Annotated in this window: 10 protein-coding genes; 2 read left to right on the top strand and 8 right to left on the bottom strand. The window is 42.2% G+C overall.

Annotated features, from left to right (window positions below; translation table 11 throughout):
- Window positions 1-175: 175 nt before the first annotated feature.
- The gene (locus L1D51_RS18035; RefSeq protein WP_239964431.1) at window positions 176-2,101 is read right to left on the bottom strand and encodes a S9 family peptidase; all 1,926 of its coding nucleotides are present in this window, start codon (window positions 2,099-2,101) and stop codon (window positions 176-178) included.
- A gap of 200 nt (window positions 2,102-2,301) precedes the next feature.
- Window positions 2,302-4,758 (bottom strand): acyl-CoA dehydrogenase FadE, encoded by a 2,457-nt coding sequence (gene fadE / locus L1D51_RS18030; RefSeq protein ID WP_054551597.1) that lies wholly within the window; start codon window positions 4,756-4,758, stop codon window positions 2,302-2,304.
- Window positions 4,759-5,094: 336 nt separating this feature from the next.
- Between fadE and L1D51_RS18025 the strand changes: the two genes are divergently transcribed.
- Window positions 5,095-5,859: a class II glutamine amidotransferase gene (locus tag L1D51_RS18025; RefSeq protein WP_054561775.1), complete on the top strand. Its 765-nt coding sequence runs from the start codon at window positions 5,095-5,097 to the stop codon at window positions 5,857-5,859.
- A 15-nt stretch (window positions 5,860-5,874) separates the two neighbouring features.
- On the opposite strand, the gene L1D51_RS18020 is transcribed toward L1D51_RS18025, so the two are convergent.
- The 5 genes from L1D51_RS18020 to cmoA all read right to left on the bottom strand — a co-directional run bounded on the left by L1D51_RS18020 (window position 5,875) and on the right by cmoA (window position 10,247).
- Window positions 5,875-6,681, bottom strand: coding sequence for a DUF3108 domain-containing protein (locus L1D51_RS18020; protein WP_082401575.1), 807 nt, complete (start codon window positions 6,679-6,681; stop codon window positions 5,875-5,877).
- Window positions 6,626-7,273 carry a phosphoribosylglycinamide formyltransferase gene (purN, locus tag L1D51_RS18015; RefSeq protein ID WP_054551594.1) on the bottom strand — a complete coding sequence of 216 codons (648 nt, stop codon included), beginning with the start codon at window positions 7,271-7,273 and terminating at the stop codon, window positions 6,626-6,628. The genes L1D51_RS18020 and purN overlap by 56 nt, the downstream gene beginning before the upstream one ends.
- A complete protein-coding gene (gene purM / locus L1D51_RS18010; RefSeq protein ID WP_054551593.1) occupies window positions 7,273-8,325 on the bottom strand; it encodes a phosphoribosylformylglycinamidine cyclo-ligase in 1,053 nt (350 codons plus the stop codon). Before purM ends, purN begins: the two co-directional genes overlap by 1 nt.
- A gap of 200 nt (window positions 8,326-8,525) precedes the next feature.
- Window positions 8,526-9,494: a tRNA 5-methoxyuridine(34)/uridine 5-oxyacetic acid(34) synthase CmoB gene (gene cmoB, locus L1D51_RS18005; protein ID WP_239964430.1), complete on the bottom strand. Its 969-nt coding sequence runs from the start codon at window positions 9,492-9,494 to the stop codon at window positions 8,526-8,528.
- A gap of 27 nt (window positions 9,495-9,521) precedes the next feature.
- Window positions 9,522-10,247 carry a carboxy-S-adenosyl-L-methionine synthase CmoA gene (gene cmoA / locus L1D51_RS18000; RefSeq protein WP_058585302.1) on the bottom strand — a complete coding sequence of 242 codons (726 nt, stop codon included), beginning with the start codon at window positions 10,245-10,247 and terminating at the stop codon, window positions 9,522-9,524.
- Between the two features lie 118 nt (window positions 10,248-10,365).
- On the opposite strand from cmoA, the gene L1D51_RS17995 reads away from it, so the two are divergent.
- Window positions 10,366-11,046 carry a DUF3334 family protein gene (locus L1D51_RS17995; protein WP_054561772.1) on the top strand — a complete coding sequence of 227 codons (681 nt, stop codon included), beginning with the start codon at window positions 10,366-10,368 and terminating at the stop codon, window positions 11,044-11,046.
- A gap of 53 nt (window positions 11,047-11,099) precedes the next feature.
- Here the strand turns inward: L1D51_RS17995 and L1D51_RS17990 are convergent.
- The coding region (locus tag L1D51_RS17990; RefSeq protein WP_239964429.1) for a hypothetical protein at window positions 11,100-11,284 on the bottom strand (185 nt) is incomplete at its 5' end.

Below are 11,284 nucleotides of genomic sequence, written 5' to 3'. Positions count from 1 at the left end.
GTTATTAAACAGTTGCTTATGGTTTTATTTTGAAGGTTGGAAAAGGTGAAAAATTTACCATTAAATCCACACAGTATTTTATACAGTACTGTGTAAACTGTTAAATTTTGATTCTATACAGGTGTTTTGCATAAAAAAGCCGGCATAATACCGGCTCTTTATCTTTGCAATTTTGCTATTTATCTAAGTAGGTATTTAAAAACTCAAGGTATGCATTTGAGGCTTTTATGCGGTTTTCTTTTTTAGTAAAACCATGGCCTTCATCATCGAATAATACATATTCAACAGGCACACCATTTGCCTTTACAGCGGCAACAAGTTCATCGCTTTCAACTTGTAAAACGCGTGGGTCGTTAGCACCTTGGATCACCATTAATGGCTTGGTGATGTTTTTAGCATGAAATAGTGGCGAAATGGCACGGTGACGTTCACCGTCTGTCGCTGGGTCGCCCATTTCATCATACAGTGCCTTTTTAAAGCTTTCCCACCATGGTGGAATCGAGTTTAAGGTTCTAACCCAGTTTGTTACACCAAATATATTAATGCCTACTTTGAACTCTTCAGGTTCAAAGGCAAGTGCTGCGGCGGTCATAAAGCCACCATAGCTGCCCCCCATGATGCCAATTTTATCAGCATCAACCCAATCTAGGCTTTGCAGGTGTTTTTTACCGTAAACAATATCTTGTAAATCGTCAGTGCCGTGTTTTTTATCATCTAAATGGAAGAAGGTTTTACCATAGCCTGAGCTGCCACGGTTATTAACTGCAAAAATGGCATAACCATGATTGACTAGATGCTGCTGCATTGCACTATATCCTGTGCGACTTTGGCCGCCAGGACCGCCGTGCACCCAAACTAAAGCTGGTACTTTGTTGTTGCTATTAGCTTGCTTAGGCTTATATAAAACCCCAGGGATCTCTAAACCATCAAAGCTTTTAAAGCGCACAATTGTGCTTTCAACCAAGTCATTTTGATCAATGGCATCACTTAATGTGTTGGTTAATTGTTTAGCTTTTGATTCACCGAGTTGCCACACAAATAGGTTACTTGGCGAGGTATCTGAATTTAAATAAAACGCCATGGCCTTTTCATCAGCTGAAAAGTTCACACCACGTAAGTTACCAGCAGGCAGCGATGGCATGGCAATACCTTTACCTGTGGTGGTATCAATTATCGACACTTTAGTGCTTGCGTCAGCATTAACACCGCTTACTTGATAACGGCCAGATTTAGAGAAGTAAATAAAACTCACATCCCACTCATCTTTGAGGGCAGGGCTGTGCTCGCCGGTCGTTAAGTCATAGCGCCACACCTCTGCAAATTCACCTTTGGCATCGGTTGAGTAATACAATGATTTACTGTCTCTTGAGAAGGTTTCTGGGCCATACTTAGCGTCATCGTCATGACGGGTAATGAGCTCTGGTTTCAGTGTTTTTTTACGCGTATCGAGAATAAAAACATCGCTGTCTTTGTTCGAATTGTTTTTCGATAAAGCAATAAAGCGGCCGTCAGGGCTGATTGCGCCGACATCTAGCCCCATAGTATTTTGATAAACAGGCGTTACTTCATAGCTGTTAGCATCAACACGATATAGGTCCATAAACTTAGCATCACGCTGATTGCTGGTTATAAAAAAGTGTTTACCGTCTTCTGTGAAGCCTGCAAATCCTGCACGGGTTTCTTCACCTGGCGTAAGATCTTTAACTGTGCCATCTGTTTCGCGAACGTAGATGTGATAACGCTCGTTACCGCCTGAGTCTTTAGTAAATAGTACGCGCTCATCTTTAGGGAAATAAGCCACAGCATAAGTACTGTCTTCAAAGTCTGTTAAGCGGGTTTTTTGGGCGGTTTTTATATCTACTTCATAAAGGCTATAAATGCCGCTTTCGTCACTGCTAACGAGTATTTTGTCGCCTTTCGGTGAAAAGCTGCTGCCCATAATTGAGGTTGTATCAAAAAAGGTTTCAGCGTCGTACTGTTTAACAGTTTGGCTTTGTTGCACGCTTTCGGTGCTACTTGTTGATGGGGTTGATTGAGAACATCCTGCAAGCGCAAGGCTAAGCGCGCATGCAACGGCAGCTAGTTGAAAACTCGGTTTCATTGTAATTATTCCTTGTTAATTTTTCGTTATCAAGTGTTGCCTGTTCATAATCTAAACGCAAGTTTTACCCGTTCGATATTTGTTACAAATCATGTAAATAAATAGGGACAAGGAATGTGCTAGAGGGTTTATAAACAAAAAAAACCAGCGCAATTTGCGCTGGTTTGGTTTTTCATAACAATTGGAATTGTTTTGCTAGCTTAAGCGGCGTCTGCTTTTTTATCGCTCTCGCCGCGGGCAACATTACCTGCAACTAAGTCTGCTGGGTCAAAGTCGTCAACGTTAATAACGTCAAGACGGGCTTTTTCAACAGCAGCTAGTTTGTCGGCTTCAGCTTGGCTTAAAATGCCTGCTTCTAGGCCCATTTGCGCTACTTTATCAAGCTGGAAGAAAGGCAGTTTTACGCCTTTTTCACGGCATACCTTGTCAAACAGAGGCTCAACTTCAAGAATATCTTTAAGCGTTTGCTCTTGACGGCCAACAAGGTTAAGTGGCTCGTTTTTAAGGTAAATGTAGTTAGCTAAACGGTTACGAGTTTCGCTCGGTACTTGTAATAAGTGTGCAAGTTTGTGCTCAAGCTTATCAGTAGGCTTGCGAACTGGACGACCGAATGGGAATAACATGATTTTTAGCATTGCACGTAGTGGTGCAGATGGCATGTTATTGATTAAGTCAGCGAGTGCACGTTGGCAGTGGTAAAGGTGATCTTGGCAGCTCCATTGAACAAGCGCAAAATCTTCTTTTTTACGGCCTTCGTCGTTGTAACGTTTAAGTGTTGCAGATACAAGGTATAAGTAGCTTAGTAAGTCACCTAAACGTGCAGAGATACGCTCTTTACGTTTTAATGAACCACCAAATACCGCCATGCTGATATCTGACATTAATGCTAATGATGCACTGAAACGTGACGCAACACGATAAAACTCAGCGGTTTCGTCTTTGTACGGTGTACTTGTGAAGCGAGCATTTGTTAATGCTAACCACTTAGTACGTACAAGGTTCGAAATAGTAAAGCCAACGTGACCCATTAATGCTTTATCGAATACTGCTAGCGCTTCTTCACGGTCTTCAATAGCACAAGCACCTAGCTCAGTTAACACGAATGGATGACAACGAATTGCACCTTGACCATAAATGATCATGTTACGTGTTAAGATATTTGCACCTTCAACGGTAATTGCAATTGGCGCACCTTGGTAACCGCGACCTAAGTAGTTGTTTGGACCAAGCATGATGCCTTTACCACCATGAACATCCATGCCGTGAATAGTCGCTTCACGCATTTGCTCAGTTAAGTGGTATTTGATAATCGCAGATACAACCGATGGTTTTTCACCAAGGTCAACAGCCCCTGTAGACATGCTAACAGCAGCATCAGAGCTATATGCGTAACCTGCAAGTTTTGCCATTGATTCTTCAACACCTTCCATTTGACCAATTGGTAAACGGAATTGACGACGAATACGGCTGTAAGAGCCTGTTGCAAGCGCAATTGTTTTAATGCCACCTGTAGAGTTAGACGGCAATGTAATTGCACGACCAACAGATAAACATTCAACAAGCATACGCCAGCCTTGACCTGCCATTTTCGGGCCACCAATGATGTAATCAAGTGGTACGAAGATGTCTTTACCGCGAGTAGGACCATTTTGGAATGGTACGTTTAGCGGGAAGTGACGACGGCCAATTTCGACCCCTGGAGTATCTGTAGGGATCAGCGCACAGGTAATACCAGGTTCTTTGTCATCACCTAGTAAACCGTCTGGATCTTGTAGTTTAAATGCAAGACCAAGTACAGTCGCAACAGGAGCAAGAGTAATGTAACGCTTGTTCCATGTTAGGCTAATACCAACAACTTCTTCGCCGTTCCATTGACCTTTACAAACAACACCGTAATCAGGAATTGCACTTGCGTCAGAACCAGCTTCTGGTGATGTTAAAGCAAAACATGGAATCTCTTGACCACTTGCTAAACGTGGTAAGTAATGATCTTTTTGCTCTTTAGTACCATAGTGCTGAAGTAATTCGCCCGGACCTAATGAGTTAGGTACACCTACGATAGAAGAAAGTAGCGTCGATTTACTGGTTAACTTTTGCAGTACACATGATTGTGCATAAGCAGAAAACTCTAAACCGCCGAATTCTTTTTTGATGATCATGGCAAAGAATTTATTATCTTTTAGATATTGCCAAACATCTTGCGGTAAATCAGTTAGTTCGTGAGTTGCGTGCCAGTCATCCAGCATGCTACACACTTCTTCAACAGGACCATCAATAAATGCTTGCTCTTCGATAGTCAGTTTAGGTGCAGGGTATTGGTGCAATTTGTTCCAGTCAGGACGACCACAAAACAGATCCGCTTCCCACCACGTAGTACCGGCATCGATTGCTGATTTTTCAGTATCCGACATAGTCGGGGTTACTTTTTTGAAAGCAGCGAAGATAGGTTTAATGATGTATTGTTGACGAACGCCAGTCACAGAAAGTGGCACAGCGATAAGTAAGAATAGTAGCCAACTAATTGCGCCAAACGCGCCAGCAAATGTGCCAACAAGTAAAGTCGCAACGGCAATACCTAAGCAGGTATTCCAGCTTGCTCTGTGGTAACTCGCGATACTAAGCAGCACGAGTAAACCAAGTAAAAATATGAGAGTCATTGATTATTCCTTAATAGAGGTCAGACCACCTCTTTTAGAGTAGCGCTAGAAAAGCGAATTATCAAGAGGGGAACAAGGATTAAAACGGCTTGTTTGGTGAGTTTTATTATTTTAAAAATGGCTATCAGTGCAAAAACATTTACAGCAGATGAGGAATTGTTGAGTAATTACTTATAATCAGCGCCGTTATACTTGCGATTAGTTGTGAATTGCTCAGATAGTTCTGAAAATCTCAGCATAGCAGTTGCCATCTTTAGCGCTATGATTAACAATGAGCGCAGGCAGGGATCAGCCCATCATGCCTTCCTTCGATTAGTTTTATAGGTTAAGAGTTCTATGTGTGAGTTGCTTGGCATGTCGGCCAATGTACCAACGGATATTTGTTTCAGTTTTTCAGGATTATTAGAGCGCGGTGGTAATACTGGCCCACATAAAGATGGCTGGGGCATCACTTTTTATGAAGGTAAAGGCTGTCGTACATTTAAAGATCCTGAGCCAAGCTGCCAGTCAGAAATTGCCAAACTCGTAAAAGCTTACCCAATAAAAAGTATTTCGGTGATAAGCCATATTCGCCAAGGTAATCGTGGTCGTGTATGTCTTGAAAACACCCACCCATTTACTCGTGAGTTATGGGGACGCGAGATTACGTATGCCCACAATGGGCAATTATCAAATTATCATGATTTAAAACCAGACTATTACAGGCCTGTCGGTAATACCGACAGTGAACTGGCGTTTTGCTGGCTGCTTGATAAAATTCGCGAAAAATACCCTAAGCGCCCATCAAATATGGCGTCTGTATTTCGCTATGCTGCCAAGCTTGCTCACACACTGCGTGAAAAAGGCGTATTTAATATGCTACTTACCGATGGTGTTTTCGTTTTAGCTTATTGCACCAATAATCTACATTGGATCACACGCCGTGCGCCGTTTGGCAAAGCGACATTAATTGATGCTGATATGGTGGTTGATTTTCAAAAAGAAACCACACCGAACGACGTGGTTACTGTGATTGCAACAAGGCCGCTCACCAATGATGAACGCTGGCAGAAAATGGAGCCCGGTGAGTTTGCACTGTTTAAAATGGGCGAAAAGATTTAAATAAAAGATGAAGCGCTACTCAGGCGCTTCATTACTCACTTCATTATTTGTTACGGCGACTGGCGTGGTCACGGTAAATGAATTAAGTTGCACTTCAAATTGCTCTACGCCTTTTTCACCTTTCCACATACGAACTAGCATGTAGTCCATTTCTGGGGCAAACCAAGCGAGTGCTTGACGCTTGTCGTTATCGTATAAACGTTTTACTTTAATCGCTTCTACATTGCCGATGGGCAATGAAATCATTTCTGTGCCGACAACTTCAAAGTTGTAGTTACGTAAATTGCCTTTTTTATCAACAAGTGGATAAGATAATTGCGTTTTGCCTTGTTTTAGCTCTTCGCGAACTTGCACTTGATAAGACAGTGAATCTTGAAATTCATCTGACCAATCAATTTTAAGAGGATATTTACTTTGGCTGCTTTGAACTTGTTTTTGCGTCGCATCAAATTTTAAGCTGTATTCTTTATCAGGCCCTGTGCCTGAGCGCTCCATGGTGTAACTCATTGGAGAAACTTTCTGATCATGATAAGTAAACATGGATGTTTCTTTTCGTGAGTCCGAAAAAATCATCCATTCGATTTCACTGTGATAGGTGATCACGTAGTTACCGTCAGCGGCTTTTTTCAGCTCGCGTACTGCTTTACCATGGGTTTCGCCTTTACGAAGTACATCGTATTTGGCTTGGTATTGAGTGAGGTCGCCAGCTAAAACACTGGTAGGAAGTAATAAAGTGCCCACACAAGCGAGTAGGGCACTTAGATTTTTATTCTGGGTAGTGCGCGCCGTGTGCAGGAAGTTTCTTTTCGTCAAAAACTGCATAATCTGCTTCCATCTTGAGTCGTTGTTCACTGAACCACTTGACCACCAATGGATAGATTATATGTTCTTGCTGATGAACACGTTGTGCGAGTGTCTCTGCGGTATCGTTTTCGAGTACCGGAACTTTGGCTTGAAGAACAACGGGACCGCCGTCTAGCTCTTCTGTGACAAAGTGAACACTAACACCATGAACGTCATCTTTTGCATCTATCGCTCGTTGGTGGGTATTCAGCCCTTGGTACTTAGGCAACAAAGAAGGGTGAATGTTCAACATTTTTCCCTTAAACTTTTGCACTAAGCTAGGTGTAAGAATACGCATAAAACCAGCTAATACAACTAGATTTGGTTCAAAATTGTCAATAATGTCCATTAACTCAGCATCATAGGCCTCGCGCGAATCAAAATCTTTATGGCTTAGTACACGTGTTTGTATACCTGCATTTTTTGCTCGCTCAAGGCCATAGGCGTCGGCTTTATTACTAATTACAGCGGCGATTTCGGCCTTTATCTCACCACGCGCACACGCGTCAATGATGGCTTGAAGGTTAGAACCGCTACCAGAAATTAATACAACAAGACGACAAGGGGTCATTAGTCACGACCACCTAAAATTTCTACTTGCTCTTCACCTGCTTTCGCATCTTGGATCTCACCGATATGCCATGCATTTTCGCCAAGATCTTTAAGAATTGTTAAGCTTTGCTCAAGTTTGTCAGCTGGAACAACTAAAACCATGCCTACACCACAGTTAAATGTACGGTACATTTCGTGTGTTGTGATGTTGCCGTTTTCTTGTAACCAGTTGAAAACAACAGGCCATTCCCAGCTATCACCTTTGATTACTGCTTTTGCAGATTCAGGAAGTACGCGCGGGATGTTTTCCCAGAAACCACCACCCGTGATGTGAGATAACGCGTGAACGTCAACCTGCTTGAATAGCTCAAGTAGTTGTTTAACGTAGATACGAGTTGGCTCTAAAAGGTGATCGCCTAGTGTTTTGCCTTCAAGCTCTGCGCTTGTGTCTGCGCCAGATACTTCAAGAACTTTACGAATTAATGAGAAGCCGTTTGAGTGAGGACCACTTGATGCAAGAGCGATTAATTGGTCGCCTGCAGCAACTTTAGTACCGTCGATAATTTTTGATTTTTCTACAACACCAGTACAGAAACCAGCCATGTCGTAGTCTTCGCCGTCGTACATACCTGGCATTTCAGCAGTTTCACCACCGATTAAAGCGCAGCCAGAAAGCTCACAGCCTTTACCAATACCTGTTACAACATCAGCCGCAGTATCTACGTCTAATTTACCAGTTGCATAGTAATCAAGGAAAAATAGTGGCTCTGCACCTTGTACAATAAGGTCGTTTACACACATAGCAACAAGGTCGATACCCACTGTGTCGTGCTTTTTAAGATCGATTGCTAAACGTAGTTTTGTACCAACACCGTCTGTGCCAGCAACCAGTACAGGCTCTTTATAGCCAGTTGGTAGTTCGCAAAGTGCGCCAAAACCACCGATACCGCCCATTACTTCAGGACGTCTGGTTTTTTTAACTACGCCTTTAATACGCTCAACAAGTGCATTACCGGCATCGATATCTACGCCCGCGTCTTTATAGCTAAGAGACTGTTTTTGTTCGCTCACAGGTTTTCCTCAAAAAAGTTGCATGTGGGTTGCTTAGAAACGCGCGTATTTTACAACAATTGCACTGGCGCGGCTAGTTGAAAAATCACTTTAACCGACTTGACAAGGACAGTTGTCCGGTTTTTTGTTTTCAAGTTCCAAGGCAAAAGTATCAGGCAAATGAACTTTTAACCTTGAAACTCGAAACTTCTTACTATTTGTTAAGCTTTCGCGGTTAAAATAGCGCGAAGAGGGGCAGGGTAACCTTCAATGGTTTTGCTGGTGTCATTTGGGTCTAAAAAGTCGACTAATGATTCGTTTTCCATCCACTGGGTTTTACGTTGTTCTTCAAGCGTTGTGATTACGCAGTCTTTAACTTGTACATCCTTAAAGCCAACGCGCTCCATCCATAGTTTTAATGCCGCGGTGCTTGGGATAAACCATACATTACGCATTTTCGCATAGCGGTCAGTTGGCACTAAAACTGTGTGCTCATCACCTTCAACAACCAGTGTTTCAAGGACTAACTCACCACCAGGGCGAAGCTGTGCTTTTAATTGCGCTAAAAAGTCGATAGGTGAACGACGATGATATAAAACACCCATTGAAAATACCGTATCGAATGCTTTTAGCTCTGGCAGAGCTTCAACACCTAACGGCAATAAATGCACGTTTTCATCTTGGTGATAATGCTTTATCGCTTGGAATTGGCATAAGAATAAATCAGATGGATCAATGCCCACTACAAAATTAGCGCCTTCACCGCGCATGCGCCACAAGTGATAACCTGAGCCACAGCCAATATCAAGCACAGTGCGGCCTTTTAACGGTTCTATATGAGGCAGTAAACGATCCCATTTCCAATCACTGCGCCACTCAGTATCAATTTCGATACCGTATAAGCTAAATGGCCCTTTACGCCATGGCATCATGCGCTTTAATAAATGCGTTAACTGTTTTTGCTGACCTTCAGATAGCTCATCACCGGTGCCAATTTGTACTTTATCCTGAAGATTCACATGGTTTGTGCTTACCTCAGGTAAGTTTTTCAGCACTTTTTGCCATTTCGGTAAATCACCGTGGCTGGCTTCTAGTTCCCAGTGTTTTAATTGACCAGGCAAAGTTTCGAGCCAGTGGCTAAGCGGGCTTTGTGCAATCGCAGCGTAAAATTGGTTAAACCATTGAGACATGAAATACTCTTTATATCGTTGTGATGATTACTTGATTGCAATCATCGAGCAGAAGTTAAAACATTGATACCACACTTGCGTTTGGCTAAAACCAATTTCACTTAATCGGTTTAAGTGGGTAGATAAATGATCGGGGCGCATGACATTTTCGATAGCCGTACGCTTTTGGCTGATCTCAAGCTCTGAATAGCCGTTGTGACGTTTAAAATCATGGTGTAAATCAATGAGCAAATTATCGCATTGCTCATTTTCACCTCTAATTTTTTCGCTCAGCAGCAAAACACCGCCTGGTTTTAAATTTGCGTAAATCTTTTCAAGCACCGCTTGGCGCTTTTCAGGTGGAATAAACTGTAGTGTAAAGTTCATCGCGACTACAGAGGCATTCTCGATAGCTAAATCGTTGATATCACCTAGTGTAACTGTGACTGGTACTTCAGAGCGAAAACCTTGTAAATGTAATTTACAGCGCTCAACCATCGCTTCTGAATTATCAACAGCAATAATATTACAGTTATCAGTGCGAATATTGCGGCGCATACTTAACGTTACAGCACCAAGAGAACAGCCTAAGTCGTATAGGTTTGAATTGCTTTGCGCGTACTCGCCAGCCAGCTTACCCATGGTGCTAACAATAGTTGCATAACCAGGCACCGAGCGCTGGATCATATCAGGGAAAACTTCTACTACATGTTGGTCAAAGCTAAAGTCTTTAACCGCTTGCTCAGTGGCATAAATACTGTCTTTTTGCGTCACGTGAACAGTCTCTTTAAAAAATAATACCGCTATTTTAGCATTTTTAACTGGATAGTCAGTGATAAATTCAGTAGCTTGGCTAGAATTATCAATAACAAGTACAAAAAAGAGAAGTTTAATGACAAAAAGCAAAGTGATCAGTACAGAAGATATCTTATCAACTCTGTGTCATTCAGTGACTGGAGTTCTGTCTTCAGCAAGCGGTAACAGTATTAGTTATTCTGCTATGGTTCAAAAAATCACCCGCACCTGTATGCGCCCAGATATTGGCTGTTTTGTATTGTTCGATGGTGGCTTTACCGGTCTTGTGGTAACAAACTTCACAGCGCAAGCAGCTATGGAAATTTACCATGACTATATGCGTAACATGGGTATGCCTGAGGACGAAATTGCACAAAGCCATTTATCAGATGATGTGGCAAACGTACTCGGCGAGCTGATGAACCAAATCGTTGGTGACTTTACGTCAAAAGTACGCGACCAGTTGCATACTTCTATCACGCAAAACCAACCTAAGATGATGGCGATTAATAAACAGGTGCAAATCTCTGTTGATACCACCATGGATAGACCACAAGCGCGCCGTGTGACCTTCACTACAGCGAAGCAAAATATCTTCTATCTAGAATTAGCCATGGATAAAACTGAGTTTATCAAACTACATGATTTTGATATTTCAGAAGCCGTTGACCCGGATGACATCATCGAAAACGAAGCTAAACAAAAAGCTGAAAAGCAAAAAGCATCATCACAAGCAGACGATGCAGATGATGATTTTATGGCAGAGCTTGGTTTGTAACCTAACGACTTGAGCTGTCAGCTATCAGCCGTCAGATAAAATAGAGGCGCGGGTCAGACCGCGCTTTTTTGTTTTTTAGAGCAATTGATAATATCTTTGTCAGGGATCCCAATTAATTTAATAGTTTCATCGTCTATTTTTTTGATTTTCGTTTTAACTGTCACTGAAGGCCCTCGAGTAAAGCTTTTCACAGATTCTGGGGAAAAGATATTTAGCTCATCTTTGATTAAATTTGTTT

Source organism: Pseudoalteromonas shioyasakiensis (assembly GCF_022398475.1).
Classification (GTDB): Bacteria; Pseudomonadota; Gammaproteobacteria; order Enterobacterales; family Alteromonadaceae; genus Pseudoalteromonas.
The sequence above is the reverse complement of the archived record's forward strand: the minus strand, read 5'-3'. Positions and strand labels throughout refer to the sequence as shown.

Bases quoted from the DNA above. Each gene is read 5' to 3' on its own strand.
- L1D51_RS18020 (WP_082401575.1), bottom strand. From the start codon at position 6,681: ATGCAGTTTTTGACGAAAAGAAACTTCCTGCACACGGCGCGCACTACC.
- L1D51_RS17995 (WP_054561772.1), top strand. From the start codon at position 10,366: ATGACAAAAAGCAAAGTGATCAGTACAGAAGATATCTTATCAACTCTG.
- cmoB (WP_239964430.1), bottom strand. From the start codon at position 9,494: ATGTCTCAATGGTTTAACCAATTTTACGCTGCGATTGCACAAAGCCCG.
- purN (WP_054551594.1), bottom strand. From the start codon at position 7,273: ATGACCCCTTGTCGTCTTGTTGTATTAATTTCTGGTAGCGGTTCTAAC.
- fadE (WP_054551597.1), bottom strand. From the start codon at position 4,758: ATGACTCTCATATTTTTACTTGGTTTACTCGTGCTGCTTAGTATCGCG.
- L1D51_RS18035 (WP_239964431.1), bottom strand. From the start codon at position 2,101: ATGAAACCGAGTTTTCAACTAGCTGCCGTTGCATGCGCGCTTAGCCTT.
- L1D51_RS18025 (WP_054561775.1), top strand. From the start codon at position 5,095: ATGTGTGAGTTGCTTGGCATGTCGGCCAATGTACCAACGGATATTTGT.